General features: G+C 64.6%; 25 protein-coding genes and 1 pseudogene. 7 read left to right on the top strand and 19 right to left on the bottom strand.

The features are described from left to right. Positions 1 to 4: 4 nt before the first annotated feature. From QA639_RS11775 to QA639_RS11750, 6 genes are read right to left on the bottom strand one after another with little or no spacing between them, the layout of a single operon-like run. A complete protein-coding gene (locus tag QA639_RS11775) occupies positions 5 to 1,198 on the bottom strand; it encodes an acyl-CoA dehydrogenase family protein (protein ID WP_283089811.1) in 1,194 nt (397 codons plus the stop codon). Beyond that, entirely contained in the window at positions 1,195 to 2,127 is a 933-nt protein-coding gene (locus QA639_RS11770) for an alpha/beta hydrolase (RefSeq protein ID WP_283089810.1), read from the bottom strand. The genes QA639_RS11775 and QA639_RS11770 overlap by 4 nt, the downstream gene beginning before the upstream one ends. Position 2,128: 1 nt before the next feature. Next, positions 2,129 to 2,878 carry an SDR family NAD(P)-dependent oxidoreductase gene (locus tag QA639_RS11765; RefSeq protein WP_050387898.1) on the bottom strand — a complete coding sequence of 250 codons (750 nt, stop codon included), beginning with the start codon at positions 2,876 to 2,878 and terminating at the stop codon, positions 2,129 to 2,131. Position 2,879: 1 nt separating this feature from the next. Then, positions 2,880 to 3,674, bottom strand: a complete 795-nt coding sequence (locus tag QA639_RS11760; RefSeq protein WP_283089809.1) for an enoyl-CoA hydratase/isomerase family protein — start codon at positions 3,672 to 3,674, stop codon at positions 2,880 to 2,882. 13 nt (positions 3,675 to 3,687) lie between these two features. Continuing rightward, positions 3,688 to 4,185 (bottom strand): aromatic-ring-hydroxylating dioxygenase subunit beta, encoded by a 498-nt coding sequence (locus QA639_RS11755; RefSeq protein ID WP_157340290.1) that lies wholly within the window; start codon positions 4,183 to 4,185, stop codon positions 3,688 to 3,690. Further along, a complete protein-coding gene (locus QA639_RS11750) occupies positions 4,185 to 5,444 on the bottom strand; it encodes an aromatic ring-hydroxylating oxygenase subunit alpha (RefSeq protein ID WP_283089808.1) in 1,260 nt (419 codons plus the stop codon). The genes QA639_RS11755 and QA639_RS11750 overlap by 1 nt, the downstream gene beginning before the upstream one ends. A 142-nt stretch (positions 5,445 to 5,586) precedes the next feature. Here QA639_RS11750 and QA639_RS11745 point away from each other — a divergent pair, with 142 nt between their 5' ends. The 4 genes and pseudogenes from QA639_RS11745 (at position 5,587) to QA639_RS11730 (ending at position 8,134) form a co-directional block, all read left to right on the top strand. Further along, positions 5,587 to 5,856: a hypothetical protein gene (locus tag QA639_RS11745; protein WP_283089807.1), complete on the top strand. Its 270-nt coding sequence runs from the start codon at positions 5,587 to 5,589 to the stop codon at positions 5,854 to 5,856. 169 nt (positions 5,857 to 6,025) lie between these two features. Continuing rightward, positions 6,026 to 6,259: a hypothetical protein gene (locus QA639_RS11740; RefSeq protein WP_283089806.1), complete on the top strand. Its 234-nt coding sequence runs from the start codon at positions 6,026 to 6,028 to the stop codon at positions 6,257 to 6,259. Between the two features lie 397 nt (positions 6,260 to 6,656). Beyond that, positions 6,657 to 6,908 (top strand): annotated as a pseudogene (locus QA639_RS11735) (TonB-dependent siderophore receptor); the annotation flags it as partial. Further along, positions 6,908 to 8,134: a PepSY-associated TM helix domain-containing protein gene (locus QA639_RS11730; protein WP_283089805.1), complete on the top strand. Its 1,227-nt coding sequence runs from the start codon at positions 6,908 to 6,910 to the stop codon at positions 8,132 to 8,134. The pseudogene QA639_RS11735 and the gene QA639_RS11730, both read left to right, overlap by 1 nt. Positions 8,135 to 8,156: 22 nt before the next feature. On the opposite strand, the gene QA639_RS11725 is transcribed toward QA639_RS11730, so the two are convergent. Both QA639_RS11725 and QA639_RS11720 read right to left on the bottom strand, forming a co-directional pair. Then, positions 8,157 to 8,639, bottom strand: coding sequence for a DUF4269 domain-containing protein (locus tag QA639_RS11725; protein WP_283089804.1), 483 nt, complete (start codon positions 8,637 to 8,639; stop codon positions 8,157 to 8,159). Between the two features lie 268 nt (positions 8,640 to 8,907). Further along, a complete protein-coding gene (locus tag QA639_RS11720; RefSeq protein WP_028337031.1) occupies positions 8,908 to 10,545 on the bottom strand; it encodes an isocitrate lyase in 1,638 nt (545 codons plus the stop codon). A gap of 145 nt (positions 10,546 to 10,690) precedes the next feature. Here QA639_RS11720 and QA639_RS11715 point away from each other — a divergent pair, with 145 nt between their 5' ends. Next, positions 10,691 to 12,124, top strand: coding sequence for a helix-turn-helix domain-containing protein (locus tag QA639_RS11715; protein WP_028337032.1), 1,434 nt, complete (start codon positions 10,691 to 10,693; stop codon positions 12,122 to 12,124). A 9-nt stretch (positions 12,125 to 12,133) separates the two neighbouring features. Here the strand turns inward: QA639_RS11715 and serA are convergent, their stop codons facing one another. The 3 genes from serA to QA639_RS11700 all read right to left on the bottom strand — a co-directional run bounded on the left by serA (position 12,134) and on the right by QA639_RS11700 (position 14,619). Further along, on the bottom strand, positions 12,134 to 13,387 hold the full coding sequence (gene serA / locus QA639_RS11710; RefSeq protein WP_028337033.1) for a phosphoglycerate dehydrogenase: 1,254 nt from the start codon (positions 13,385 to 13,387) through the stop codon (positions 12,134 to 12,136). A 347-nt stretch (positions 13,388 to 13,734) separates the two neighbouring features. Continuing rightward, entirely contained in the window at positions 13,735 to 14,070 is a 336-nt protein-coding gene (locus tag QA639_RS11705) for a BA14K family protein (protein WP_283089803.1), read from the bottom strand. Between the two features lie 186 nt (positions 14,071 to 14,256). Beyond that, positions 14,257 to 14,619, bottom strand: a complete 363-nt coding sequence (locus QA639_RS11700) for a hypothetical protein (RefSeq protein ID WP_051376313.1) — start codon at positions 14,617 to 14,619, stop codon at positions 14,257 to 14,259. 474 nt (positions 14,620 to 15,093) lie between these two features. Here QA639_RS11700 and QA639_RS11695 point away from each other — a divergent pair, with 474 nt between their 5' ends. After that, entirely contained in the window at positions 15,094 to 16,092 is a 999-nt protein-coding gene (locus tag QA639_RS11695) for a helix-turn-helix transcriptional regulator (protein ID WP_244482677.1), read from the top strand. A gap of 31 nt (positions 16,093 to 16,123) precedes the next feature. Here the strand turns inward: QA639_RS11695 and QA639_RS11690 are convergent, their stop codons facing one another. The 8 genes from QA639_RS11690 to deoC all read right to left on the bottom strand — a co-directional run bounded on the left by QA639_RS11690 (position 16,124) and on the right by deoC (position 25,588). Next, positions 16,124 to 17,215: an ABC transporter ATP-binding protein gene (locus QA639_RS11690; RefSeq protein ID WP_050387909.1), complete on the bottom strand. Its 1,092-nt coding sequence runs from the start codon at positions 17,213 to 17,215 to the stop codon at positions 16,124 to 16,126. An 83-nt stretch (positions 17,216 to 17,298) separates the two neighbouring features. Then, positions 17,299 to 18,738, bottom strand: a complete 1,440-nt coding sequence (locus QA639_RS11685; protein WP_346283741.1) for an extracellular solute-binding protein — start codon at positions 18,736 to 18,738, stop codon at positions 17,299 to 17,301. Between the two features lie 49 nt (positions 18,739 to 18,787). Beyond that, the gene (locus QA639_RS11680) at positions 18,788 to 19,825 is read right to left on the bottom strand and encodes a carbohydrate ABC transporter permease (protein WP_283089802.1); all 1,038 of its coding nucleotides are present in this window, start codon (positions 19,823 to 19,825) and stop codon (positions 18,788 to 18,790) included. Further along, entirely contained in the window at positions 19,822 to 20,697 is an 876-nt protein-coding gene (locus QA639_RS11675) for a carbohydrate ABC transporter permease (RefSeq protein ID WP_028337040.1), read from the bottom strand. Before QA639_RS11675 ends, QA639_RS11680 begins: the two co-directional genes overlap by 4 nt. Before the next feature lie 7 nt (positions 20,698 to 20,704). Beyond that, positions 20,705 to 21,628 (bottom strand): ribokinase, encoded by a 924-nt coding sequence (locus QA639_RS11670; RefSeq protein ID WP_283089801.1) that lies wholly within the window; start codon positions 21,626 to 21,628, stop codon positions 20,705 to 20,707. A 4-nt stretch (positions 21,629 to 21,632) separates the two neighbouring features. Next, positions 21,633 to 22,088 carry an RbsD/FucU family protein gene (locus QA639_RS11665; RefSeq protein WP_028337042.1) on the bottom strand — a complete coding sequence of 152 codons (456 nt, stop codon included), beginning with the start codon at positions 22,086 to 22,088 and terminating at the stop codon, positions 21,633 to 21,635. A gap of 79 nt (positions 22,089 to 22,167) precedes the next feature. Then, positions 22,168 to 24,555 (bottom strand): aldehyde dehydrogenase family protein, encoded by a 2,388-nt coding sequence (locus QA639_RS11660; RefSeq protein WP_283089800.1) that lies wholly within the window; start codon positions 24,553 to 24,555, stop codon positions 22,168 to 22,170. Between the two features lie 10 nt (positions 24,556 to 24,565). Beyond that, the gene (gene deoC, locus QA639_RS11655) at positions 24,566 to 25,588 is read right to left on the bottom strand and encodes a deoxyribose-phosphate aldolase (protein ID WP_050387914.1); all 1,023 of its coding nucleotides are present in this window, start codon (positions 25,586 to 25,588) and stop codon (positions 24,566 to 24,568) included. Positions 25,589 to 25,827: 239 nt separating this feature from the next. Here deoC and QA639_RS11650 point away from each other — a divergent pair, with 239 nt between their 5' ends. Further along, positions 25,828 to 26,622, top strand: a complete 795-nt coding sequence (locus QA639_RS11650; RefSeq protein WP_028337045.1) for a DeoR/GlpR family DNA-binding transcription regulator — start codon at positions 25,828 to 25,830, stop codon at positions 26,620 to 26,622. Positions 26,623 to 26,642 lie beyond the last annotated feature (20 nt).

Raw genomic sequence — 26,642 nt, 5'->3', positions numbered from 1 at the left:
CCCCTCACATCCGCTTGGCGATTTCCTCGAGCATCACTTCGGTGGCGCCGCCGCCGATCGTCAGCACCCGCGCGTCGCGCACCATCCGCTCGATCGGGGTGCCGCGCATGAAGCCTGAGCCGCCGTGCAGTTGCAGGCAGCCATGCACCACCTCGTGCAGCACCTCGGGCGACAGCGCCTTCACCATCGACACTTCGCGCAGGCAATCCTGCCCGGCCGCCGCGAGCTCGGCGGCCTGATAGGCCAGCGCCCGCGCCGCCGCCGCCTTCGCGGCAAGCTGGGCAAGCTTCAGCCGCACGCCCTGCTGATTCCAGAGCGGGCCGCCGAATGCCTGCCGCGTCTTCACATAATTCGTCGTCAGCTCGATCGCCTTGGCGGATTCGCCGGCGCAGATGCCGCCGATGCAGATGCGCTCGTTCTGGAAGGTCTCCATGATGCCATAGAAGCCCTTGTTCTCGTCGCCGAGCAGGTTCTCCGCCGGCACGCGCACGTCCTGGAACGCGATCTCGGCGGTGTCCGAGCAGAGCCAGCCATGCTTGTCGAGCTTGGTCGCCGTGATGCCCGGCGTGTTGCGCTCGACGATGAACAGCGAGATGCCACGGCTGCCCTTGGCATGCGGGTCGGTGCGCGCGGCGACGATCAGGATGTCGCCATAAACCGCGTTAGTGATGAACATCTTTGCGCCATTGATCACCCAGCTGTCGCCGTCGCGCCGCGCCCGCGTCTTGAGGCCAGCGACGTCGGAGCCCGCATCGGGCTCCGTCACCGCGATCGAGCAGACCATCTCGCCGCGGATGATCGCCGGCAAATACTTCTGCTTCTGTTCCAGCGTGCCGCGCAAGGAGATGTGTACCGCCGACATGTCGGTATGCACGAGGATCGACGAGGTGAAGCCGCCGAAGCTGGAGCGCCCCAGCTCCTCGGCGAACACCATCGAGGCCAGCGGCCCCATGTCGGTGCCGCCATACTCGGCCGCATGGCGCATGCCGAGAAAACCGAGCGCGCCCATGCGGCGATAGATCTCGCGCGGGATCTTGCCGTCGCGCTCCCACGCCTCGGCATGCGGCACCACCTCCTTCTCGACGAAGCGGCGCACCTGCTCGCGCAGCATGCGCAGCTCCTCGGGCAGATTGGGTTGCTCCGAAAAGTGGAATTCGGTCTCAGTGAGCTGGCGCGGATCCGACGTCATGACGTTCATTGTGGCGCCCTCTGATGGCCGATGTGAAGATGGTTGCGCAAAAAAGCTGCCAGCGATGCGATCGCCTCGCGCGCCTGCGGGATCTCCGGGAACATCTGGAAGACGTGGATCATGCCGTCCCACACCTGCAGCTTGACATCGACACCGGCAGCCTTTGCCCGTGCGGCCAGTTCCGTCGCATCGTCGCGCACGGTCTCGCGGTCGCCGACCTGGACCAGCAGCGGCGGCAGACGGCTGAGATCGGCATAAAGCGGCGAGGCGAGCGGATTGCTGACATCGCCGTCCTTGCCGAGATAATTCCTGGCGAGCGCCAGGATCATAGCACGCTGGTGGATCGGATCGGCCTCGGCCCTGCTCTGATAGCTGGCGCCGCTCGCGGTAAGATCGGTCCAGGGCGACATCAGCGCGCCGGCGGCGGGCAGCGGCAAACCACGGTCGCGCGCCGCCAGCATTGTGCACAGCACGAGATTGCCGCCGGCCGAATCCCCGGCGAAGGCGATATCCGCCGGATGCAGCCCCTGCTCGCGCAGATATCGATAGGCAATCAGCGCATCATCCAGCGCAGCCGGAAACCGATGCTCAGGGGCGAGCCGGTAATTGATCGAGAGCACGCGGCAGCCGGATGCATCGGCAATACGTGCGGCCAGGTCGCGATGCGACGCGACCGAGCCGATGCGGAAACCACCGCCGTGAAAATAGAGGATCACCTTGTCGTGTGGCGCATCTGTCGGCACGAGCCATTCGCCGTCGACCTCGCCGGCAGAGACCGGCTGGCACGTCACCGGCACCGAGCAGCCGGCAAAGGCGGCGTCCCAGTCGTCGCGCATCTGCGCCACTGACGTCTCGCGGGTCCAGCCGCGATAGATCGTGCGCAAGCGCTCGATCGCGCGATCGACAGGCGTGATTGCGATATCGTCCGCGCTGTCCATTTCAGCCGCCGATGCCCATGCCGCCGGAAACGCCGAGCGTCTCTCCGGTGATATAGGCGGCCTGGTCGGAAGCCAGGAACAGCGCGGCAGCCGCAACCTCTTCGGGCTCGCCGAGGCGGCCGAGCAGCGTTGCACCGGTCATTGCCTGCAGGATCCTGTCGCCGCCCTTTGCCACCGCCTTCTCCAGCATCGGCGTGCGGATCGGTCCCGGCGCGATCGCGTTCGCGGTGATGCCATAGCGTGCATTCTCCCGCGCGATGCTCCGGGTGAACGAGATCACGCCGCCCTTGGCCGCGGAGTAGACCGCACCCCCTTTTGAGCCGAGCCGCGCCGCTTCCGAGGTGACGTTGATGATGCGGCCAAAGCGCGCCGCCTGCATCGCCGGCAGCGCGGCGTGGGTGCAGGCCAAGACCGAGGTGAGATTGACCGCGATCAGCCGCGCCCAATCCTCCGCCGTGGTATCGGTGAAGAAGGCGTGCTGATCGATGCCGGCATTGTTGACGACAATGTCGAACGGGCCGTCCTGCGCCATCACGGCCTGCACTGCTGTAGCATCGCTGACGTCCAATCCTGCAACGCCGGCGCCGGTTTCGCGCGCCAGCTCCGAGGCCGCGGCGACATCGAGATCGGCGATCACGACCCTCGCGCCCGCGCCGGCAAAGCTGCGGGCGATCGCAGCACCGATGCCCCGCGCGCCTCCGGAGACGAAGGCGCGGCGGCCATCGAGACGTCCGAATGGCAAGCTCGCCACCTCAGCGCCCCGTGAATACGGGCTGGCGCCGCTCGATCACCGCGGCGAGCCCTTCGCGTGCATCGGCCATCCCCGAGAGTTCGGCGACGGTGCGCGCCTCTTCCGACAGGCACTGCTCGATGCTGGTGCCGGTGCCGGCCCAGACCAGCCGCTTGGTCGCCGCCAGCGCCTTCGGCGCGCCGGCTGCAAGCTCGCGGGCCAGCGCGAGCGATGCATCGGCGAGCTCGGCATCGGGCACGACCCTGGTGACGATGCCCATCTGCAATGCTTCCGCCGCCGGGATCACCGGGTTGGTCAGGAGGATCGACATCGCGCGTCGCAGGCCGACCAGCCGCGACAGCGTAACGGAGACGCCGGCATCCGGCGCCATCGCCACCCGCGTCGCGCCGGCGAGGAATTTTGCCGACTCCGCCGCGATCACGATATCGGAAGCGCAAACCAGGCCGAAGCCGCCGCCGCCCGCCGCAAAGCCCTGCACCGATGATATGACCGGCGCCTCCAGACGCAGCAATCCGGTCACCGCATTCTGCAGATACGCGGTGGCCTGCCGGATATAGTCCGGCAGCTTCTCGCCCCTGGAGGCAAAGGCGCGGACATCGCCGCCGGCGCAGAAATTGGTGCCCTCGCCGCTCAGCAGCACGACGCGCAGATCGGGATGACCATGACATGCCATGATGGCGTCGCACAGCGCGCGGAGCAGCTCGACACTCATGCCGTTGGCCGCATCGGGGCGGTTGAGCCGCAGCCGCGCGATGCCGTCGGTAATGTTGAGCAGAACGGGGCCCTTGTCGATCATGGCGCGTTTTCCTCTAGACCAGGAACGAGAGCGTGTAGATCGCCTTGTCGTTGTTGACGAGGATGACCTTCTTGCTGGCCATCCGCAATTCGCCATCGACATGGCGCAGCCGGTATTCATTGCGCGCCGCCCACAGCGTGTCGTCGCGCAGGCTCGACTCGAAAATGAGACTATTGCTGGCGACCGCGATGTCGCCGTCATCAGGCTGCTCGTCCATCAATTCGATGTTGGAGATCAGCCGGCGCAAATTCGACTGCGGCGTCTGGGTGAAGTGCTTGCCGGTCATCAGCTGCCGAACCCGCAGCGCGATCCGCGAGCGGTTGTCGTAGATGATCGACATCTGCCGTTCCGGGTCGATGTCGGCGCCGTTGGCCGGCACCCAATAGACGCCGTCGTCGGTCCAGAGCTTTTCCCAGGCCTCGTATTGATGCTCGTCCTGCAGCCGCGCCTCGCGATAGAGGAAGGCGGTGATGGCGCTCATCAACGTGGCGCTGCTCTCGCGCGACAGCATCAGTCAGGCTCCATCAGCTTGCGATAATGGGTCCAGATGCCGCGCGACGGCACCTCGTCGGTGACGTGGCCGACCGTGAAGCCGAGCTCGTCCTGCCGCTCGCGCTTCTCGCCGCGGCCGAGGAAGATCCATTCCGGATTGCGCGCCAGCACGCCGCGATGGCAGCGCTCGTACATTTCGGAATCGTCCGCGAGCAGGAAACCGGCCGGGCCGACCGAGCCCATGGTCTGCTGACGCAGCCTTCGGTTCAGATCGGGCGCGCCCTTGAACTGCAACGCGGTGACGTGCTGCACGCTGTCATCGACGCCGAGCGGCTGGATCACGAACATCTGGATCTCGGCGATGAACAGGTTCGGGAAGATCATCACATGCGGCGTGCCGTCGATCATGATCTCCCGCGCGGTGGTGTCGCCATTGGCGGCCTTCATGCGCGCCGTATAGTCCGGCAGCCGATCCTCGCTGGTGCCGAACCAGCTCATCGGCGCATCGCGCTTGCGGAACTCGGGCCGCAGGTCGATCTCGGTATGGCCGTTGCCGTAGTCGCGCGTCAGCGCGGTCGAGGCGCCGCCATAGAGCTTGCCGATCATGCTGTCGGCGACGCCGAAGATCGAGGTGTGCACGAAGGCCGGGTGATAGCCGTCGCACTCGTTCTCCAGGATGAACTTCCAGTTCGCCTTGACGCGATGCTTGAGGAAGCCCGCCGTGATCTCGACCTCGCCCTCCGGCGAGGTGCGCACCAGGCGATCGATGGTCTCCGCGGCGCCGCCGAGATGTTCCTTCAGCGTCGGGCCATCGGCCGCGAACGAGCCGAACACGAAGCCGCGGTATGACTCGACGCGCGTCACCCGCCCTAGCGCGAGCTGCGACTTGTCCTGCCCCTCATAGCCGTCGGGGAAGGCATAACCGACCAGGCGGCCGTCATTGGCAAAAGTCCAGGAATGGAACGGACAGGTGAACGAGCGGGCATTGCCGCGCTCATAGGAGCAGACCTGGTTGCCGCGATGCGAACAGCGGTTGAGCAGCAAATTGACCTTGCCCTGCTCGTCGCGCGTCATGATCACGGATTGCGGGCCGATCGACTTGACGACGTAGTCGTTGGCGTTCGGCACCTCGCTCTCGTGCCCGACATAGACCCAGGTCCGGTACCAGATGTTCTTGAGCTCGGCCTCGAAGATCTCGGGATCGGTATAGAGCGACCCATGCACCCGGTCGGGCCGGATCAACCGTTCCCATGGCGAGGCGCCGGTCATTATGTTCATCGTTCCGTCTCCCTCACCGATCGCCTGCGGCCGACGTTTTCTTCGACGGTCAATAATAATCCGAACGGTCGTTCGACGAATAGCACACCTGGGACAGGCCAGCAAGCGGCTTTACGATCGCCGCCCCGGCCCATGCGGACAGATGCAATTCTCGGTGGTCGGCGACGGCACGGGTCAGTCTGGCGCGACGGCTTCGCTGCGCCCGCGATCTGCGATCTGGCGCTACATCGACTTCCGCGTCGTCGCGAACGCTACCTTGAGCGGAGCGCAGATCCTGCGCCGCAGCGGCCGTTCGATCTCAGCGCGGCATCGCAATTGTGACCGCCGCGGAGATTCGCGCCGCGGCTTCCCCCTCAAGGAAGGGCAACCCATCACCAAACAACAGTTGAAGCCACATGGCGGTCGCGGCTGAGTTGCAGCCATTGCGGGTCATCGGTTCCATCGCCTGTTGAGTCCCGGCAACACCGCCGAACAAAATGCGCAATCGTGCAGATTGCGGCGTTGTGAACCACGAAGGTGCCGCATCCCTGTCAAATCCTGTCTGCGGGTGGCGCAACAAAAACACTTTGGGGAAAACCTACATGCAGCAGGCACCGCTGGGCGCACGGAGTGCGGAATCGTCTGGATATGTTCTCCACTTCCAGCTCGCCAGCAATGGCACAAGACGCGCGTGCAGTCTGACGATCCAGGCGGAAAGTGCCAACGAGGCGGCGCGGATCTTTCGCGAGAACTGGAACGAGATCGAATCGATGGCGCGCGACGGCGTGAGCACCGGAGTGGTCGGCAAGGCGCCGGTCAGCCTGGCGTTGTCGTGAGGCGCATCGCGCGGCCTACGGCAAACCATACACCTGAGATGTGACAGGACCACGGCCGCAGCCTCAGGCGACGATGGCACGGCCATTTGACGCGCAGACGCGACAAGCAGGTCACGAGGTTCAGGGCTCGCGCACGCGCGCGAGCCCTGTCGCGTCTTAGAATGTTTCAAATCCATTCCGGTTAGAGAGATTCAAGTCTGCTCCGGTTCTTTTCGCGCGCGCCGACTGCTAGAGGCGCGCCGTGAACGAGTTCGCGTGAATCGGAAGTGCAAGAGTGCCCGTGAATGCTGATGGCCGGGTTGTCGGCGACCGTCGAAATGCCGCCGACAAGGGCCGCACCCATCTGCTGATCGGCGCAGCGAAGCCTGCCGGGCAGGGTGGTGCCGAAATCATAGATCGCCTCGGCGGCGGCGCGCGCTATGTCGGCGACCGGCCAGGCGATGCCGCGAACAGCTTCGTGCTGCCGGCCTACACGGTCGCGGACGTGTTTGCGACCTACGAGACCAAGGTCCAGTCGTTTCCGGTCATCTACCAGTTCAACGTCAAGAACCTGTTCGACACGGTCTACTACCCTTCGGCCAACAGCATCCTGACGGTCGCGATGGGCGACGCGCGGCGCTTCTCGCTCTCGGCGACGGTGAAATTCTGATGCGTGACGTTTGGCGCCCGATCAAGGCAGCACTGCTGCAGGTCCATTCCCTGGTTGGCCTTGTGTTGGCGCTGGTATGGGCCGTGGTCGGCCTCACCGGCGCGACGATGGCCTTTGAGGATGAGATCGAGGCCAGCCTGAACAGTCAGATGATGCGCGTCGAGGCCAGCGCGACCCAGCGGCTCACGCCGGACGAGTTGATCGCGCGGCTGGCGGCGGCGGGCGATTTCAGCAAGGTCTCGGCCGTGACGATGTCGAGCGATCCATCGGCCGCGGCCCGCATCCGTTTCGCTCGCAGCGAAGGCGGGACGCGGCCGTCCTCGGTCTATGTCGACCCCTATGACGGGCACGTGCTCGGCTCGCCGCGCGGCGAGGACTTTTTCGCAACCGTCCGCAAGCTGCATCGCTGGTTGCTGTTGCCGGGCGACGGCAATGGCATCGGCCGCAAGATCACCGGGTCAGCCGCGATCTGCCTGATCGTGATGCTGATCACCGGCCTCGTGCTGCGCTGGCCGCGTCGCGCGCGCAGCGTAAAGATGTGGCTGAAGCCGAATCTGGGACTGCGCGGCCGCGGCCTGCATCGCTCGCTGCACGCCGTGATCGGGACCTGGGTGCTGCCGGTCTATCTGGTGATGACGCTGACCGGCCTGTGGCATTCGTTCGAGTGGTACAAGGCCGGCGCCAACTGGCTGTTCGCGCGGCCTCAGGCCACAGCCGCGGCGGTGCCATCAAAGCCGCCGCGCAGCGCGTCGGCTGCCGAGAGCAAAGGTGGCGCCAAAGCCGAGGCCAAGACCGAAGCGAAGGCCGAGGCAAAGCCGCTTGCCTTCGATCACGTCTGGTCGGCGTTCCTGCAGCAGGAGAACAACAGTTACGGAAGGGCCCTCATGACGCTGCCGCCCGGCGCGGGCACGGCCGTGCGCGTGCGGTCATGGCCGCAGGATTCGACGCGCGAGGCGGTGCGTGACGAATTCCGTATCGATGCCCTCACCGGCCGCGTCATCTCATCGGATCGCTACGCCGACAAGACGTTTGGCGAACGCGTCCTCACCAGCGTGCTCGACATCCACCGCGGTGCGATTCTGGGATGGCCCGGCAAGCTCGCGTTCATGCTGGCCGCCGCCATGATGCCGCTGTTTGCCGTGACCGGCCTGCTGCTTTATCTGTCCCGTCGCAAGCACCGGCGCTTGGCGCGGCCGCCAGTCGGCCACCTCGTTCCCGGTGAATGAAGCCGTTTCATCAATTTGGCGCTCAGCCGAGATCGCACGCCGCGAGCCGGGCACGTAACTCGGCGTCCGTTTCGGCCGCGAGCTCAAGCAATCCACGATAGGGGTCGCCCGATATCCCGAGCACGGCAGCGAACGCAGGCTCGGTCTTGAGACCGCCCGCCCTCAATTCGCTGACGGCTCGCCGCAGCGGCCCATCGCCAAGCGCAAGCAGCCGCCGTTCGACCTCGAAGTGGATCCAGCCTCGTTGCTGCTCCACTGGACGCTGATCACCGAACAGTTCGAACGGCCAGCCGTCGCACACAAAGCGGGCAATCACCGGCCGCGTCCCCGAGGTCCATCGGAAGAGGACGAAATCATCGCGCGCTTGATAGTGAGCCCAAACGACGTCCGCGAATGCGTTCGGGTCGGACGCATGGCAGACGATATCGATGTCGCTGCCGGGCACGGCGAGACCGAGCGGCAGCGTTCCGACGATACGGGGATCGAACGGCTTCAGCCGTTCCATCACGGCGGAGCTGGTGACGGCGGATGCGTAGTGCCCGACACTCATCGCGTGGCATGCCCTCGAGATCGCAGCGACGCATTACCACACGCGCATGGTACGCGCGAACCTCTGCAGATGGGCGGGCTTGAGGGGAAGCGAGCCCAAAAACGTTACGGGGCGATCTCGACCGCGTCGCCGTGGTCGAAGATCGCCCCGCCGCCGGCGGACAGGCCAGGCTGCTCGCGCGCCAGGCCGTCCGGCCGATAGTCGAAATGATCCGTTCGATCGATTAGCCGAACTGGTTCATCGTGTTGTGGGCGCCGCCCGCCTTGAGGGCAGCCTCACCGGCGAAGTACTCCTTGTGATCGTCGCCGATGTCGGAGCCCGCCATGTTCTGATGCTTAGCGCAGGCGATGCCCTGACGGATCTCGGCGCGCTGCACGTTCTTGACGTAGCCAAGCATGCCCTGCTCGCCGAAATACTCCTTCGCGAGATTGTCGGTCGACAGCGCGGCCGTGTGGTAGGTCGGCAGCGTGATCAGGTGGTGGAAGATGCCGGCGCGCTTGGCCGAATCCGCCTGGAAGGTACGGATGCGCTCGTCGGCCTCGATCGCCAGCGGCGTCTCGTCGTATTCCGGCTTCATCAGCTCGGCACGGTTGTACTTGCTGACATCCTTGCCGGCTTCCTTCATCGCGTCGTAGACCTGCCAACGGAAGTTGATCGTCCAGTTGAACGACGGCGAGTTGTTGTAGGCGAGCTTCGCGTTCGGAATGACCTTGCGGATGCGATCGACCATCGAGGCGATCTGCTCGATATGCGGCTTCTCGGTCTCGATCCACAAGAGGTCGGCGCCGTTCTGCAGCGAGGTGATGCAGTCGAGCACGCAGCGGTCCGCACCGGTGCCGGGACGGAACTGGTAGAGGTTGCTGGGCAGACGCTTCGGACGCATCATCTTGCCGTTCTGGTTGATGATGACGTCGCCGTTGCGCGCGTTGGCGGCCGTCACTTCCTCGCAGTCAAGGAAGCTGTTGTACTGGTCGCCGAGGTCGCCGGGCTTGTGGCTGACCGCGATCTGCTGGGTCAGGCCGGCACCGAGCGAGTCGGTGCGGGTCACGATGACGCCGTCCTCGACGCCGAGCTCGAGGAACGCGTGGCGGCAGGCGCGGATCTTCGCGATGAACACCTCGTGCGGCACGGTGACCTTGCCGTCCTGGTGGCCGCACTGCTTCTCGTCGGAGACCTGGTTCTCGATCTGCAGGGCGCAGGCGCCCGCCTCGATCATCTTCTTGGCGAGCAGATAAGTCGCCTCCGCATTGCCGAAGCCGGCGTCGATGTCGGCGATCACAGGCACGACGTGGGTCTGGAAGTTGTCGATCTTCTCGATCAGCGCCTTTTCCTTGGCCTTGTCGCCTTCCTTGCGCGCCGCATCGAGCGCACGGAAGATGTCGTTCAGCTCACGCGAATCCGCCTGACGCAGGAAGGTGTAGAGCTCTTCGATCAGGGCCGGCACCGAGGTCTTCTCATGCATCGACTGATCCGGCAGCGGGCCGAACTCGGAGCGCAGCGCCGCGATCATCCAGCCGGACAGATACAGATAGCGGCGGTCGGTATTGCCGAAGTGCTTCTTGACCGAGATCAGCTTCTGCTGAGCGATGAAGCCGTGCCAGCAGCCGAGCGACTGGGTGTACTTGGTGCTGTCGGCGTCATAGGCGGCCATGTCGGCGCGCATCAGCGCAGCCGTGTAACGGGCGACATCCAGACCGGTCTTGAAGCGGTTCTGCAGGCGCATCCGCGCCACGGCTTCGGCGGTGACGCCGTTCCAGGTGTCCTTGGTCTTGAGCAGCGCTTCGGCCGCCTCGATCTCGCTCTGATACGAAGCCGGTCCCTGGATGGCCCGGTCGCTGATCCCGCGCGGTTGGAAGTTCATGTCCGTGATCCCTTCGGTGACGAAATAACTGCACCGTTTGTCACCCGCGGCGCCGTCGGGAGCTAGACCTGGCGCGGAAAACTTGTCATAACTTACAAGAAACCGATGTATTGTTGTAAGAATCTTACAAACTTTGGATAAGGCGATGGTAACCTCAAGCGCCCGTTCCGTTTTCATGGGTCCACGACTGCGCCGGCTGCGGCGCGACCTCGGGCTGACCCAAGCCGACATGGCCGCCGATCTCGAAATCTCGGCCCCCTATGTGGCGCTGCTGGAACGCAATCAGCGCCCGGTGACGGCCGACATGCTGCTGCGGCTTGCCCGCACCTACAAGATCGATCTGGCCGATCTCGCCGGTGACGGCGGTGCCGATCACACCGCCCGCATGCAATCGATTTTGAAGGAACCGATGTTTGCCGACATCGACATCCCCGCGCTCGAGGTCAGCGACCTCGCAGTCAGCTACCCCGGAATGACCGAGGCGTTCCTGCGCCTCTACACCGCCTATCGTGAAGAGCAACTGGCGCTTGCGGAGCGCAGGGCTCCGGACATGGCGATCGCTTCACCGGGTCAGGAGAACTTTGACGCCAACGATCCCGTCGCGGAGGTCCGACGATTTCTCGCCGCGCGCCGCAACAATTTTGCCAGCCTCGACGATGCCGCCGAGCGGCTCGTCCACGAACCGGCCGGACCGGCCGGATTTATCGAGCGGCTTCGGGAGCGACATAAACTCCAGGTCCGTTATCTGCCGCCGAACGTCATGCTGGGTTCGATCAGGCGACTGGACCTTCATCGCAGACAATTGCTGCTGGAGGACTCGCTCGATACCGCGGGCCTCAATTTTCAGCTGGCCAAGCAACTTGCCTATCTGGAACTGGAAAACGAGATCGGTGCCGCCGTCGAAGCCGGCAAGTTCACGACCAAAAGCGCCGAACTGCTGGCCCGCCGTGCGCTTGCGGCCTACGCCGCCGCCGCACTCATCATGCCGTATTCCGTGTTCGCGAAAGCGGTCGAGGCGCGCCGCTACGATCTGGAGGCGCTGGCGCGTCAATTCGGCACCAGCTTCGAGCAGATCGCGCACCGCGTCACGACCTTGCAACGGCCGGGTCTTGAGAAGGTCCCGTTCTTCCTGATCCGGGTCGATCCGGCCGGCAACATTTCCAAGCTGCTTGACGGCGCCGGCTTCCCGTTTGCAAAGCACGGCGGCGCATGTCCGCTGTGGTCAGTGCACGATATCTTCAAGACGCCGCGCCAGATCGTCACGCAATGGCTGGAATTGCCCGACGGGCAGCGGTTCTTTTCGATCGCCCGCACCGTGACCGCCGGCGGCGGTGCGTTCGGCGCCATCCGCGTCGAGCGGGCGATCGCGATCGGCTGCGCCGCCGAACATGCGGGCCAGTTGATCTACACGCGCGACGGACAGGGACCGAATGCCGACGAACCGACGCCGATCGGCGTCGCATGCCGGGTCTGCCATCGACCGAGATGCGCGGCGCGGTCGGCGCCGCCGATCGGACGCGAGATTCTTCCGGACGATTTCAGGACCTCGAGCGTGCCGTTCGGATTCTCGGCCGACTGACGAGGTCGGTCAGCCCTGCGGCCGGTTCTGGTCGTACAGCACCCGCACGCGGATCGTGCCGTCAATGGCTTTCAAATCGGCCAATAATCCCTCGCCCTCGCCGCCGACCACGTCGGTCTCGAGCACGACATAGCCGACTTCCGGATCGGTCTGCAGATATTGCGCCAGGATATTGATCCCGTGCCGGGAGACCGCGTCGTTGACCTGGCGCATGACGCCGGGAACGTTGCGATGAACATGGATGAAACGGGTGCCGGTCGGTCGCGCCGGCAATTGCACCTGCGGAAAATTGACCGCTCCGAAGGTCGATCCGACATCGGAATAGTCGATCAACTTGCGCGCGACTTCGCCGCCGATGCGATCCTGCGCTTCTTCCGTCGAACCGCCGACATGCGGCGTGAGGATGACGTTAGGGAGACCTTGCAGCGGCGAGACAAAGCGCGTCTCGTTCGACACCGGCTCGACCGGAAACACGTCGACCGCAGCACCCGCCAGCCGGCCCTCACGCAGCGCGCTCGCCAGCGCATCGAGATCGACCACGGTCCCGCGCGAGTTATTGATCAGATGGGCCTCAGGCTTCATCAGCTGGAGCTGGGCCGCGCCAATCATGTTGGCGGTGGCCGGCGTCTCCGGCACATGCAGCGATACGACGTCGCTGGCTGCGAGCAACGCGTCGAGCGATTCGGCGGGTTCGGTATTGCCATGCCGGAGCTTGTCGGTCTGATCAAAATAGATCACACGCATGCCCATGGCCTCTGCGAGGTTCGACAACTGCGAGCCGATGTTGCCGTAGCCGACGATTCCGAGCGTCTTGCCGCGCACCTCGCGGCTGCCTTCGGCGGACTTGTCCCAGCCGCCGGCATGTGCAGAGACCGAACGCGGAAAGATCCGGCGGAACAGCATCACGATCTCGGCGATGGTCAGCTCCGCCACGCTGCGGGTGTTGGAGTATGGCGCGTTGAAGACGGGGATCCCCAGCCTCCGCGCGGCGTCGAGATCGACCTGATTGGTGCCGACCGAAAAGCAGCCGACAACGAGCAATCGGTCGGCGGCCTCCAGGATGTCTGCGGTCAACTGGGTTCGCGAGCGAATTCCCAGCATATGGATGCCTGACAGCGCCTGCCTGAGTTCTTTGGGTCCCAGCGCCTTGGGCAGACGTTGCAGCTCGGTATAGCCGTTCGCCTCGAACATCCGGGCCGCGGATTCGTTCACGCCCTCCAGCAGCAGCACGCGTATTTTGGTCTTGGGAAGCGACAACATCATCGAGATCCGGATTCGTAAGGTTCGGGCAGATCCTGCCACGAGCGCAGTTTCGACGGATCGCGTGATAGCATAGAAAACGATCCCGTCAGAAGCCGCCGTGGGCCGCCCGCGCTGCGATTCCCGATGAAGCCCTTCGATCCGCGCATCCAGGCGCGGAGCGGGAACCCGTTCAGTCAAAGGTCCTGGCCAATTCGCCGGCAGAAGCCGCGTTGCAGCTCCTGAGGCGCTCGAACGCCCGCTCCGGCTCCCTGGCCGGAGCTCCATTCGTGCTCAGCTCGGCGCCGAAGGCTATTGTCTGGAGCGGCGGTTTCACTTCCCCGTCCCGGCGCCGCAAGGCTGCTGCCGTCTCATTGGCAGGGATATCGCCGGCCGTCCTTTGCCTGGAACGTATTCGACGCCGCATCGTACGACCGATAACGCTGGGCGCAGGACGCTGCATGCTGCTGGGCCGCAGCAGCTTCCTGCTGCGCGGCGGCGTTGGCTGCGCCGGCCGCGATAACGCCGCCGATGAGGCCACCGACCAGTCCGCCGACGGCCGCGCCGCCGCCATTGTCGTTGCACTGCCCGTAACGGCACCAGACCTTCTCCGTCAACGACGGCACTGCTGCCGCAACGCCGGCACCGTGCTGCAACGGAGCCGAAATGGCGGAGGCCGAAAACACCGTGGCAGCGGTGGCGGCCATCAAAACGACTTTCAGAAAGCGAGCCCTACGCATCATATCTCCTGCTTTATTGCTGTGGGCGCAGGCCGACACCTGCGCCCCGATTCCCAAACATGGATGGGCTCGCCTGGTCTCAGACCGGACACACCCGGACACGCGCGGCCGGTTACAATTCGCGCGTCAGCCTGAATTCACGGATGGGCGAGTTCATTGGCCGGCTGCGTTCACGACGCGGCAGAGGTTATCGCCGATACCTGGAGCCAACTGTCCCGGCGGCAGGATGAAGGTCGCATCGACGCGGCTGCCTTTGCCATCCTTGCGGACGACGACTTGCAACGTTTGCGGCCGGCCGGAGCCGGTGGTCTCCTGCTGGGTGGTCAGCGTGCCGAGTTTCTTGTCGACGTTCACACCGACAAAACCCTCGGCCAGAACGGCGCGGGACACCTTGTCGAGGGCAGCACCGGGATTGACCGACGAGAAGGTCATCCAGGTCTTGTGCGTCATGCCCGTTACCATCGGAACGCCGGTGCTCTGGACGTGATCTGCGCAACCATCGGCCAGCGCAGGCATGGACGAAAGAACTGTAAGCGCGAGTACGCAAGTAATCCTTGTAAGCATGCTTTCATAACCCGTTTGAGTTGGTCGTGACGATTTAGGCCAAATGGGCTACGAGTCCATGGACGACGTCGCATTCCGGATGCAGGCGTTCGGATTGTGGCTAGGACGATCGATTGCGAACGTTGTGCATTCTCCCGTGCACTCGAACGTCGGCGCGACAGGATTGATTTGAAGCTTTCGCGCAATACCGGCGGAGCCAATGAGATCAAATGGTACCTTTGACGGCCCGATTGCGCGATCTGGATATCCCGTTCGAAAATCGGATATTGAGAGGATCAACAGAAAGAGAGCACGACCGGAATTCACCGAAAGCCGTGCTAGTGTGATGGCGCGATTTGTGCGTGTGGCAGCGGCTTCAACGATGATTGCCCGGTCCGACGGACCGGGTCACTTCGCGGACAGCAAACTTCCGATGGTTGGGATTTGATGGTCGACGACGTACTCGCTGCAGCTCCCACGCGATCGGGATCTTCGTTTGAAGAACTCCTTGAAATGCTTCAGCCGCACGGGATCAATGCGCATTCCTCGCCGCAGCGTGATGAATCGTTTCGCTGGCATGCGGATATAGCCATAGGCGCAGAACTTGATGTCGTGCGGGCCGATCTGTCGGCCGGTTGGGATTGGCGCTATTCATACGAGAATTCTGCCGGAGAGCTCGCTATAGGCGTGCTGAATGCCGGCAACGCCGAAATGCTCATTGCAGGAAAGAGCATCCAGCGAACCCCCTCCGAGATCGCCATCGTGCCCCTTCCGACGATGCAAGCGCAGCGGGTCGAAGCGGTCGATGGACGATACTCAAGCGTCACGCTCACCTTGCATACCGGCGCAGTTACCAAGGTGCTGTCTGCGACGTTCGGGAGCACGGCGCTGGAAGATCTCAATCTGACGCCGATCGTCGACTTGTCGACCGGCGTTGGACAGACCCTTCTTCAGCTTGTCCGCACGAGCACCACCGGTCTGTATGACGGGATCCTGGCACGCTCTCCGAAAGCCAGTGCGCTGCTATCGGAAGCGGCGATACAGCTCATCCTTGAGAACGTTCCTCATCGGTTGACCGACCGGTTGAGCCGCCACCCGCTGGATGCGCCGCCGCGCTACATTCGCCGTGCGGTCGAGCATATGCGGGCCAATCCGCATCTGCCGCTGACGATATCGGATATTGCCGCAACGGTTGGGGTCAGCAGCCGGCTGCTGCAATTGGGCTTCCGCAAAGTTCACGGCACGACGCCGGTCGCCTATTTGCGACAAATTCGGCTGGAGGCCATCCACGACGAACTGTCGCGACCGGAGAACATGCTCCCGGTCAGCGAAGTTGCCCTGAAGTGGGGCTTTACGCATATGGGCCGTTTCGCTGCGGTCTACCGCTCGGCTTTCGGCCTGTATCCGTCCGATACGGTCCGGCGCGCGCGAGGGTTCTGCAGCTAGGCAAGCGGTTGTCGAGCCAGGCTGCGGCAAATCAGCAAATAGCCGTCCCGGACGCCTTGTCGAACAAGTGCGTTCGCTCGAGATCGAGCGCGACGTCGATGACATGATCCGGCTCCGCGGCGACGCCGACCGGCATTTGCGCCGTGAACGCGAATGGGCCGACGGTCCCGATCACCAGCGTGTGCGGCCCGAGCGGCTCCACGTCTTTCACAAGGATCCGGATCGAAGAGCCCGCCGGTGCGTCTTGCCGCAACACATGGTCGGGCCGGACGCCGAGCACCACGGGCTTGCCGACGCTGCCGGCATAGGCCGCCTCGCGTGACTTCGGCACTCTCAACGCCGTGCCCGACGGCTCGGTGAAGGTGAGCGCGCCGTCGCGGGCGACGAGCTCGCCATGGATGAAATTCATGCTGGGCGCGCCCATGAAGCCGGCGACGAAGAGATTGCTGGGCTTCTCGTAGATCGTGATCGGATCGGCCGCCTGTTCGATGCGGCCGCGGTTCATCACCACGACGCGGTCGGCCATGGTCATGGCTTCGACCTGGTCGTGCGTGACATAGACGATCGTCTTGGCGAGACGGCGGTGCAGCGCCTTGATCTCGGTCCGCATCTCGATACGGAGCTTGGCGTCGAGATTGGACAATGGCTCGTCGAACAGAAACACATCCGGGCTGCGCACGATGGCGCGGCCGATCGCCACGCGCTGGCGCTGCCCGCCCGAGAGCTGCTTGGGCCGGCGCTGCAGATATTGTTCGAGGTCAAGCACGCGTGCCACGTCATTGACGGCCTTCTCGATGCTGGCGCGCGATTCGCCCCGCACCTTCATGCCGTAGCCGATGTTCTCTCCGACCGTCATATGCGGGTAGAGCGCGTAGTTCTGGAACACCATCGCGCAATTGCGCAAGCCGGGACGCAATTGCGTCACGTCGCGATTGCCGATGCGAATGGTTCCGCTCGTCACCGCCTCCAGTCCCGCGATCATGCGCAACGTCGTTGTCTTGCCGCAACCGGACGGGCCGACAAGCACGACAAACTCCTCGTCGGCCACGTTGAGGTCGAGCCCTTCAATGATCTTGTAGGGCCCGTATGCCTTGCTGACGTTCTCGATCTCGACGTGCGCCATGGATGCCTTTTCCGTCCCTTCGTCGACGGCAAGTAAAGTCCCGGACCATGCTCGCGCATCATCCGGGACGTCTCACTGGAAAGCTAGTTCTTCGGCGGAAGACCCATCGCCGCGCGATAGGCCGCAAGCTGCTTGGCGCGGCCGAACTCGTCGGTCAGCCGATTCCACTCCTTGGCCATCGCGTCGAGCGCCGCCTGCGGCGTGGTTTGGCCGGCCAGCGCCTTGCCGAGCTCGATCTCCACCACCTCGGTATAAGAGAAGTAGCCGGGCAGACGCATGTCGAGCGCGACGTTCTTGGCATTGATGGAGTCGGATTGCGCGCCGAGATATTGCTTGGCCTCTTCCGGCGAGAAGATCTTGCTCCACAGTTGCAGATTGGCAGTGTGCGATTTGCGATAGGGATTGACGCCGCTGCCGCCGGTGATCGCCGCCTGGCCCGACACTTCAGGGCTTGTCAGTGTCTTGACGAAATCCCACGCCGCCTTCTGGTTCTTGCCGGCCTTCGGCACCGCGATCTGCCAACCGCCGAATGCCATGAACGGGCCCGGAAGCACGCTCGGGAACTTGTCCCACTTCTTGGTCTTGGCGTTCCAGATCTCGTCCGAACCGGGCAGCATCGCCGAACCGACCTTGCCCGAGATCTTCGACTGCTTCGGGTCGGCGGCGATGACGCCGGTGTCGCCCCAGCCGATCGATTCCGCAACCTGGCCGCCGGCCACGGCAGCGTTCACCTCGCCGAACGAGAAATTCAGCGCGTTGGGCGGCCCGAGCTTCGATGCCCTGATGTATTCCTCGAGCCCCTTCACCCATCCCGGGTTGTTGATCTGCGCGTCCATCGTCTCGGGGTCGAAGAACATCGCGCCCGGATAGTTCGGATTGTTGGTGTAGGCCGCCGCATGGCTGAAGAAGAACCAGAACTGCTGACCGCCGCGGCGGAAGGCTTCCGCCGTTCCCCACAACCCCTTGTCGGGCCGCTGGAAGAACTCCGCAATGTCGAGATACTGCTTCCAGGTCTTCGGCGGCGCGAGGTTGTAGCCGTATTTGGCCTTGAAGGCGTCCTTCTCCTTGGGATCGCTGAACAAGTCGGTGCGGTAGGTATAGGTGTGGACGTCGCCATCCATCGACTGCGAGTAGATCTTGCCTTCCCACACCATCAGCCGTTCGCGATAGGCCGGCTCGATATCGTCCCAGTCCTTGCCGGACTGCATCTCCTTAGGCATCTCGCTGAGATAGGGCACGAAGTCCGGCAGCCAGGCCGGCGCGAAGCTGACGAGGTCGAACGTCGCGTCCGACGCCGTCAGCGATGTCGCGATCTTCGGATAGAGCTCGGACCACGGGAATTCGACGACATTGACCTTGCCGCAGGTCTTCTTGGCCCATTCGTCCGCGCCGAGCTTGAGCGCGGAGGCGATATACGGCCCGGTCTGCGACGCCACCGTCAGGGTGACGCCGGTATAGTCCGGGCTGCAGACCGCATTCGCCTGACTCGCGGCACAGGCCATCGCGAGCGAGGTGGTCAGCATCAGGAACGTCCGTCGCAACATCGTCTAGTCCTCCCTACAAGGTTTTTTGCTATTTGATGGCCCCGAGCAGCAGGCCCGACCGCATCATCCGGCTGAGCAGGCCCGCCATGATCATCATGGGAACGATGGCGACGAGCGCCGCAGCCGAGATCGCCCACCATTCGTCGCCGCGCTGGCTGTTCTGTCCCGCCACCAGGATCGGCAGCGTCTGCCATCTGGAATTGGTCAGGAACAGCGCGAACAGAAACTCGTTCCAGACGAAGGCCAGCGTGATCATGAACGTCGCCAGCAGCCCGTTCATCGACATCGGCACAACGATGCCAAAGAAGATGCGCCAGCTCGGCACATTGTCGACCATCGCCGCCTCCTCGACCTCGATCGGCACAGCCTCGAAGAAGTCGCGCATCAGCCAGACGACGATCGGCAGCGAGAAGGCGACGTAGCACAGCGTCAGGCCGACAAAGCTGTCGATCAGCTGGAAGCCCAGCCGGCCGATCTCGCCGTAGAGCAGATACAGGGCGAAGGCGGTGACGATGGGCGGGAACATGCGCTGGCTGACGAACCAGAACAGGATGTCCTCATTGCCGAGGATCGGTCCCGGCAGCGGCAGGCGGTTGGCGGCGACGGCCACGATCAGCGCAATCGGAAAGGCCAGCAACAGGGCCTGCGGGCGGGTGAACCCGAACGTCGTGTTGAACAGCAGGTAGCCGCCGAGCGCGAGCAGGAAGAACACGAGGCCCGCGCCGAAGCGGACCTTGAATTCGAACCGCACCAGCGCATAGGCCGCCATCGCGCCGATCGCCGTGGCGATCGCTGCCGCGGACAGGCCAACAATGGTCGAGTTCAGGAAGGTCCGGAAGAACTCGCCGCGGATGCCCTGATAGAGATCGATGAAGGGCTGCAAGGTCGGCGTGAAATCGATGAACGGCAGATAGGTAGGTCCGCCGACGACGCCGGGCGGCGTCTTGAAGGCGGTCACCACCACCCAATAGAGCGGAAACACCGTGATCAGGCACCAGACGAGAACGCCGGCTGCGACCAGGCGGCGGCTCCATGGCGACAGTCCCGTCAAGCCCTGCCCGCTCATCGGCGCTTCTCCAGATGCGGCCGCAGCAGCGCAAGATACGTGACACCGATGATCGTGATCGCGATCAGGAACAGGAAGCTGAGCGCCGACGTGTAGCCAAGATTGAACTTCTTGAAGCCTTCCTGATAGGCGAACAGCGTCAGCGTCTCAGTGTCCACGCCCGGCCCGCCGCCGGTCATCACGAACACCGTGTCCATGATCTTGTAGCTCTCGATCAGGCGGATGAAGACGACGGCGGCCGAGATCGGCAGCATCATCGGAAAGGTGATGCCCCAGAACTGCTGCCAGGCGCTGGCATTCTCGAGCTCGGCGGCCTCGTAGACATCTTCGGGAAGCGTTTGCAGCCCGGCCAGCATCATCAGGATGATGAACGGGGTCCACTGCCAGACCTCCACCGCGATGATGCAGGCGAGTGCCCAATGTCCATTGGTGAGGAACGGCAGGTTTACCAGGCCGAACTTCGACAGGAACTGATTGAGCGGTCCCATCGTCGGATTGAAGATCATGCGCGCCACCAGCGCGACCGCGACAGGCGCCAGCAGCATCGGCAGCAGCAGGGCGACGCGGAACAGCCGCTCGCCCGGCACCCTCGCATTCAGCGCCAGCGCGACGCCGAACCCGATCGCGTATTGCAGCCCGACCGCGATCAGCGCAATCAGCGTCGTGGTGAAGAGCGCATTCCAGAACCGCGGTTCCTGCAACAACGTCGCATAATTGCCGAGCCAGACGACGCGCGGCGGGATCGGCGGAATCAGGCGGTAGCTGAGGAAGCTCGTGGTCAGCGAATAGATCAGCGGAAATATCGAGATCGCCAGCACGACGAGCACAGCCGGCCAGATGAAGACATGCTTGATCGGATCATTCCGCATCATCGCAGCATCATCCCCTCAGCAGCGCTTCGATCTCCGCGCGCCGCGGCATCGCGGGCGCGGTGCCCGGCCGGGTCACCGAGATTCCCGCCGTCGCCGAACCGAACCGCGCAGCCTCGAGCGGATCGACGCCGTCCGCGAGCGCCGCCACGAAGCCGCCGACGAATGCATCGCCCGCGCCGGTGGTTTCGACGACTTTGCCGGCCGCGAAGGGCGGAACGTGCAGCGAGCGATCCCGCGCATGGAATAGCGCGCCGCGCTCGCCGAGGGTGATCAGCGCCGTGCCGGCGCCTTTGGCCAACATGGCGTCGCCGGCACGGCGGGCGCCGGCGAGATCGCCCACCGCGATCCCGGTCAGCGCTTCGGCCTCGGTCTCGTTCGGAACGACATAATCGCACAGCGCAAACAGGCCATCGTTGAATTGGATCGCCGGCGCCGGATTGAACACCGTGATGCTGCCGGCGGCGCGCGCGATCTCGAGCCCGCGCCGCGCTGCATCGAGCGGCTGCTCAAGCTGCGTCACGAACACGCGGCTGTCGCGGATCGCGTCCGCCACCGCGTCGACATCGGTCGGGCCGATACCGCCTGCTGCACCCGGCACGACGATGATGGCGTTGTCGCCGCGCGTCTCATGGACGTAAATGAAGGCTGCGCCGGTCGGCGCGTCCGCCGTCCTGGCCACGCGCGGCCGAATTCCCTCGGCCTCCCAGGTCCTGATCGCAAGCTCACCGAAGGCGTCGCTACCGATCCGCGAGATGAAGCTCACGCCGGCGCCGGCCCGCGCGGCCGCGACAGCCTGGTTGGATCCCTTGCCGCCCGGCCCCATCGCGAATCCCGAACCGGCGATCGTCTCGCCGATCGCCGGCATGTTGCCGGCGCGGAACGCGAGGTCGACGACGAAGACGCCGAGGACGGCGACGCCACTCTTGCTCATCTCGTCACTCCCCGTCCGGCCCGATCACGCCCTTGCTGAACAGGAAGCAGCCGTAGAAGCGCCGCTCGCCCGTCGCGATCACGCAATAGGCCGCCTTGGCCTTCTCGTAGAAAGCGTGGCGCTCGACGCCGACCAGCGGCCAGGACCGTCCCTCCGCGCGATCGATCGCGACCTGCACCTCGCGCTGCACGGGTGGCACTTCCTGCGCCTGGCCGACAATCTCCATGCGGATCGCGGCATCGTCGACAAACGTATCGAGCGGCATCACCGACAGGATCGCCTCAATCGCCCTGGCCGCGCTGACATTGTCGATGCGCAGCAACCGGCCGAGAACCGTCTGGCGCGCGATCGAGTCGGCCGGAAAATTGGTATCGCACACCACCAGACGATCACCATGCCCCATCGCCCGCAGGGCGTAGAGCACGTCGGCATTGAGCAGTGGATCGATGCCCTTGAGCATGTTGCGTCCCTCCCTTGTCTTCAAACTCGCCGGACTCTGACGGTCCGAACCCCATCGATATCACCGCAAGGTGACGTCGCTAGTCGCCGTACGGAATCCAGATGTTCTTCACCTGCACCGCGTGGCGGAGCAGGATCGGGCCCTCGCTCGCGGCCTTGTCGTACCAATCGAGCGCGAGGCCATGATCGACCAGCGTGCGCTTGAGGTTGCCGATCGACAGCCGTTCGGCGGCCGCTGAGGCATCCTGCGATCCGAACGCCCAGAGCGCGTCGACATCGTCATGCTCGGCGAGCACCTTGACCAGCTCGCTGTGGTCGCCGGTGACGATGTTGACCACGCCGCCCGGCACGTCCGAGGTCTCCAGCACCTGGTAGAAGTCGGTCGCGGCGAGCGGATGCCGCTCGCTGGGCAGGGCGACCACCCGGTTGCCCATCGCAATCAGCGGCGCCACCAAGCTGATGAAGGCGAGCAGCGGCGCCTCGTCGGGACAGGCGACGCCGACCACGCCAATCGGCTCATGCATCGCGAGCGCCACGCCGCGCAGCGGCGGCGCGTGGATGGATCCTTCGAATTTGTCCGCCCAGGCGCCATAGCTGAACAACCGCTCGATGCTCGCATCGACTTCCGTGCGCGCCTTCGCAGCCGACACGCCGGTCATGTCGGCGATGCGCCGGGCGAATTCGTCGCCGCGCGCGGAAAGATTCTCGGCAAGGTAATAGAGGATCTGGGCGCGATTATGCGCCGTTGCCCGCGTCCAGGACTCGGCGGAGCGCGCCGCGGCCACCGCATTGCGGATATCCTTGCGATTGCCCTCGCCTGCCTCGCCGAGGCGCCGGCCCTTCGGCGACATCACCGGACGCGAATAATTACCGTCCGGGCGCACCTGCTTGCCGCCGACGAACAGTTTTGCCGTCCGATCGATCGGCGGCACATCGAATCCGGCGCTGGCGCCAGAAGCCGTCGGCAGCGGCGATGCCTTGGTCCGCGCCTTGCGCCCGCTCCAGGCCTTCGGCTTGAGATACTCGTACATGCCTTCACGGCCGCCCTCGCGGCCGAATCCGGACTCGCGATAGCCGCCGAAGCCGACGCTGGCGTCGAACAGATTGGTGGCGTTGACCCAGACCACGCCGGCCAAGAGCTTCGGCGCGACATCGAGCGCCAGACCGATCGTCTCGCTCCACACGCTGGCGGCAAGGCCGTAGCGCGTGTTGTTGGCGAGCATCACGGCCTCGTCGGGGGTGCGAAACGTCATCGCCACCAGGACAGGGCCGAAGATCTCTTCGGTCGCAACCGTCGAGGACGGATGCACGTTCCAGAGCAAGGTCGGCGGATAGAAACATCCTTCCGCCGGGATCGCACCGGACGCCTGATATTTCTCGGCGCCCTCCTTCACTCCGGTCTCGACCAGCGACTTGATCCGTTCGAGTTGAACCGGCGCGACCACCGCGCCCATGTCGATCGCCTTGTCGAGCGGCATGCCGACGCGAAGCGTCTCCATGCGGCGGATCAGGCGCCTGCGGAAAGTGTCCGCGATCCCCTCCTGCAGCAGCAGCCGCGAGCCGGCGCAGCAGACCTGCCCCTGGTTGAACCAGATGGCATCGACCACGCCTTCCACCGCGCCGTCGATATCGGCATCGTCGAACACGATGAATGGCGACTTGCCGCCGAGCTCGAGTGTCAGCGATTTGCCGGTGCCCGCGGTCGACTGGCGGATCAGCCGCCCGACCTCGGTCGAGCCGGTGAACGCGATCTTGTCAACACCGGAACTTTCGACCAGCAATGCACCGGTCGCGCCATCGCCGGTCACGACGTTCAACACGCCCGGCGGCAAGCCGGCCTCAGCCGAAAGCTCGGCGAACAGCAGCGCGGTGAGCGAGGTGAACTCCGCCGGCTTCAACACCACCGTATTGCCCGCGGCCAGCGCCGGCGCGATCTTCCAGGCCAGCATCAGCAGCGGGAAATTCCACGGAATGATCTGCCCGATCACGCCAACCGGCACCTGATCGGCGAGTTCGCGCTCCTGCAGCTGCGCCCAGCCGGCGTGATAGAGGAAATGGCGCGCAGCGAGCGGCACGTCGAGATCGCGGGTTTCCCGGATCGGCTTGCCGTTGTCGATCGCCTCCAGCACGGCGAACAGCCGGGCGTGACGCTGCAGCATGCGCGCCAGCGCATAGAGATGACGCGCACGGCCGTGACCGCCGAGCTTTGCCCACGCTGCCTGCGCGGTGCGCGCGGCGCTAACCGCCGCCTCGACATCGGCAGCAGCGCCCTGCGCGATGCGCGCCAGCGACTTGCCGGTGGCGGGCTCGGTCGTCGTGAGGTGTTTACCGGCATGCGGCGCTGTGAACTTGCCGGCGATGAAATGCCCGAACACGGCGTCATGCCGCGCCAGCCAGGCGCGTGCCTCGCCGTCAGCCTCCGGCGCGGGGCCATACTCCATGGTCTCGAAATAGTTTGCGACGCTCATCGCTGGAGTCTCATCCCACGGGGTGGCGATTGAAGGCCGAATAGTGGCCAGTCACGTGATGCTCGAGCTGTCGCTCGATATCGGCGAGCAGGCTGGAGGCGCCGATGCGGAACAGGTCCGGCTCGAGCCAGTCGCGTCCCAGTTCCTCCTTCATCAGGAACTGATAGTTGAGCACGTCCTTTGCCGTCGAGATTCCGCCGGCCGGCTTGAAGCCGATCTGGTAGCCGGTGCGCTCCTGATAGACGCGGATCATCCGCAGCATCGCGAGCGTCACCGGCAGCGTCGCGTTGACGCCTTCCTTGCCGGTGGAGGTCTTGATGAAGTCGGCTCCGGCCATCATGCAGACCATCGACGCCTTGGCGACGTTGCGCAGCGTCTTGAGATCGCCGGTGGCCAGGATCGTCTTCAGATGGGCGTCGCCGCAGGCGGCGCGGAAATCCCGCACTTCGGCGTAAAGCGCCCGCCAATCGCCGGTCAGCACATGCTCACGCGTGATGACGATGTCGATCTCCTCCGCGCCATCGCGGACCGACGCCTCGATCTCCTTCAGCTTCAGATCGTGCGGCACGAGACCTGCGGGAAATCCGGTCGAGACCGCAGCGACCGGGATGCCGGATCCTTCGAGCGCTTCGACGGCCGTCGCCACGAACCGATGGTAGACACAGACCGCGCCGGTATGCAGCTCGCGGCCCGCAAAGCCGAGACGCTCGAGAAGGTCGCCGCGCACCGGCGCTTTGGCCTTGGCGCAGAGGCGCTTCACCCGTTCGGTCGTATCGTCGCCATTGAGCGTCGTCAGGTCGATGCAAGTGATCGCCTTGAGAAGCCACGCCGCCTGCGCGTCCTTCTTGACCGTGCGCCGGCCCGGCAGGCTCGCAACGCGGCGTTCGGCGGCCGACAGATTGATCCTGATCTCGTCGACCCAATCCATCTCGAGCGCACGGCCGCTGTTGCGCGGGAGCGGATGCTCGCCGCCCGGGGAAGGCGGCTGCGCGGCCAATGGGGACGGATTCTGTATGAAGACGCTCTGCGTCATGGAGGCGCCGTGCGGTCCTAGCGAATCGACGAGATCGCCAGATAGACTGAATGTGTCGATCGCAACATGTGATCCTCCCTGACCTTGCCGCGGGGTTTGCCGACTGCCTGAGGACGACATCGTCCCCGACCCTCGATCAGCCCGCCGAACTGGATGTTATTATTGTAACAAATCGACGTTGATAAACTCACAACATTGTAAGATCATTGTCAATCGGATAAGCAAGCCCGGCGATCAAAATGACTGAAACATCGAACGCACGACCAAGCGAGACGCGCGTGCAGCGCCTGCAGAGGCTGCGCCGCGCCGTCGAGTCGAGCGGCACGCTGCATCTGAAGGACGCCGCCGAGCTCCTCAAGGTGTCCGAAATGACGGTCCGGCGCGATCTCGCCGGGCCGGACGCCGCGCTGGCGCTGCTCGGCGGCTACGTCGTCAATGCGGCGTCGCCGACCGGGGTCAAGTACACGTTCGAGCAGGAGATCGATCAGCACACCCAGGACAAGCGTCTGGCCTGCCGGTCTGCCGCGGCCTCGATCAAGGAAGGCGATACGATCTTCATCGATTGCGGCACAACGATGCAGTCGCTGGCGGACTGCCTGCCCGAGGACCTGCCGCTTTCGGTGATCTGCTATTCGATGAACGTGGCGTCGATCGTGACGCGACGGCCGGCCACGCAGGTGATGGTGATGGGCGGGCTCTACCATCCGTCGTCGCAATCCTTTGCGTCGGACGACGGCCTGTCCTATCTGCGGCGGCTCGGTATCAACAAGGCCTTCATCTCCGCAGGCGGCGTGCACTGGACCCGCGGCGCGAGCTGCTCGAATTTTCACGAAGTCGCCGTCAAGCAGGCCGTCATCGAGACCGCGATGGAAAGCATCCTGGTGATCGACGCGAGTAAGCTCGGCAGCCTCAAATCGGCATTCTTCTCCGATATCGGCGCGTTCTCGCGGATCATCGTCGGCGGCGCGGCGTCAGCGGACATGCGCAAGCACTTCCGCAGCCTTCCCGTCGAATACGTGACCGGCGCAACCTGATCCGAGCGGGGGCTGGCACG

Source organism: Bradyrhizobium pachyrhizi, from assembly GCF_029714545.1.
In the GTDB taxonomy this organism is placed as follows: Bacteria; Pseudomonadota; Alphaproteobacteria; order Rhizobiales; family Xanthobacteraceae; genus Bradyrhizobium; species Bradyrhizobium pachyrhizi.
The sequence above is the reverse complement of the archived record's forward strand: the minus strand, read 5'-3'. Positions and strand labels throughout refer to the sequence as shown.

What these genes read in the sequence shown, in the direction of transcription:
- QA639_RS11775 (WP_283089811.1), bottom strand. Translation starts at nt 1,198, where the DNA reads ATGAACGTCATGACGTCGGATCCGCGCCAGCTCACTGAGACCGAATTC.
- QA639_RS11770 (WP_283089810.1), bottom strand. Translation starts at nt 2,127, where the DNA reads ATGGACAGCGCGGACGATATCGCAATCACGCCTGTCGATCGCGCGATC.
- QA639_RS11760 (WP_283089809.1), bottom strand. Translation starts at nt 3,674, where the DNA reads ATGATCGACAAGGGCCCCGTTCTGCTCAACATTACCGACGGCATCGCG.
- QA639_RS11755 (WP_157340290.1), bottom strand. Translation starts at nt 4,185, where the DNA reads ATGCTGTCGCGCGAGAGCAGCGCCACGTTGATGAGCGCCATCACCGCC.
- QA639_RS11750 (WP_283089808.1), bottom strand. Translation starts at nt 5,444, where the DNA reads ATGAACATAATGACCGGCGCCTCGCCATGGGAACGGTTGATCCGGCCC.
- QA639_RS11745 (WP_283089807.1), top strand. Translation starts at nt 5,587, where the DNA reads ATGCAATTCTCGGTGGTCGGCGACGGCACGGGTCAGTCTGGCGCGACG.
- QA639_RS11740 (WP_283089806.1), top strand. Translation starts at nt 6,026, where the DNA reads ATGCAGCAGGCACCGCTGGGCGCACGGAGTGCGGAATCGTCTGGATAT.
- QA639_RS11730 (WP_283089805.1), top strand. Translation starts at nt 6,908, where the DNA reads ATGCGTGACGTTTGGCGCCCGATCAAGGCAGCACTGCTGCAGGTCCAT.
- QA639_RS11725 (WP_283089804.1), bottom strand. Translation starts at nt 8,639, where the DNA reads ATGGAACGGCTGAAGCCGTTCGATCCCCGTATCGTCGGAACGCTGCCG.
- QA639_RS11720 (WP_028337031.1), bottom strand. Translation starts at nt 10,545, where the DNA reads ATGAACTTCCAACCGCGCGGGATCAGCGACCGGGCCATCCAGGGACCG.
- QA639_RS11715 (WP_028337032.1), top strand. Translation starts at nt 10,691, where the DNA reads ATGGTAACCTCAAGCGCCCGTTCCGTTTTCATGGGTCCACGACTGCGC.
- serA (WP_028337033.1), bottom strand. Translation starts at nt 13,387, where the DNA reads ATGATGTTGTCGCTTCCCAAGACCAAAATACGCGTGCTGCTGCTGGAG.
- QA639_RS11705 (WP_283089803.1), bottom strand. Translation starts at nt 14,070, where the DNA reads ATGGCCGCCACCGCTGCCACGGTGTTTTCGGCCTCCGCCATTTCGGCT.
- QA639_RS11700 (WP_051376313.1), bottom strand. Translation starts at nt 14,619, where the DNA reads ATGCCTGCGCTGGCCGATGGTTGCGCAGATCACGTCCAGAGCACCGGC.
- QA639_RS11695 (WP_244482677.1), top strand. Translation starts at nt 15,094, where the DNA reads ATGGTCGACGACGTACTCGCTGCAGCTCCCACGCGATCGGGATCTTCG.
- QA639_RS11690 (WP_050387909.1), bottom strand. Translation starts at nt 17,215, where the DNA reads ATGGCGCACGTCGAGATCGAGAACGTCAGCAAGGCATACGGGCCCTAC.
- QA639_RS11685 (WP_346283741.1), bottom strand. Translation starts at nt 18,738, where the DNA reads ATGCTGACCACCTCGCTCGCGATGGCCTGTGCCGCGAGTCAGGCGAAT.
- QA639_RS11680 (WP_283089802.1), bottom strand. Translation starts at nt 19,825, where the DNA reads ATGAGCGGGCAGGGCTTGACGGGACTGTCGCCATGGAGCCGCCGCCTG.
- QA639_RS11675 (WP_028337040.1), bottom strand. Translation starts at nt 20,697, where the DNA reads ATGATGCGGAATGATCCGATCAAGCATGTCTTCATCTGGCCGGCTGTG.
- QA639_RS11670 (WP_283089801.1), bottom strand. Translation starts at nt 21,628, where the DNA reads ATGAGCAAGAGTGGCGTCGCCGTCCTCGGCGTCTTCGTCGTCGACCTC.
- QA639_RS11665 (WP_028337042.1), bottom strand. Translation starts at nt 22,088, where the DNA reads ATGCTCAAGGGCATCGATCCACTGCTCAATGCCGACGTGCTCTACGCC.
- QA639_RS11660 (WP_283089800.1), bottom strand. Translation starts at nt 24,555, where the DNA reads ATGAGCGTCGCAAACTATTTCGAGACCATGGAGTATGGCCCCGCGCCG.
- deoC (WP_050387914.1), bottom strand. Translation starts at nt 25,588, where the DNA reads ATGACGCAGAGCGTCTTCATACAGAATCCGTCCCCATTGGCCGCGCAG.
- QA639_RS11650 (WP_028337045.1), top strand. Translation starts at nt 25,828, where the DNA reads ATGACTGAAACATCGAACGCACGACCAAGCGAGACGCGCGTGCAGCGC.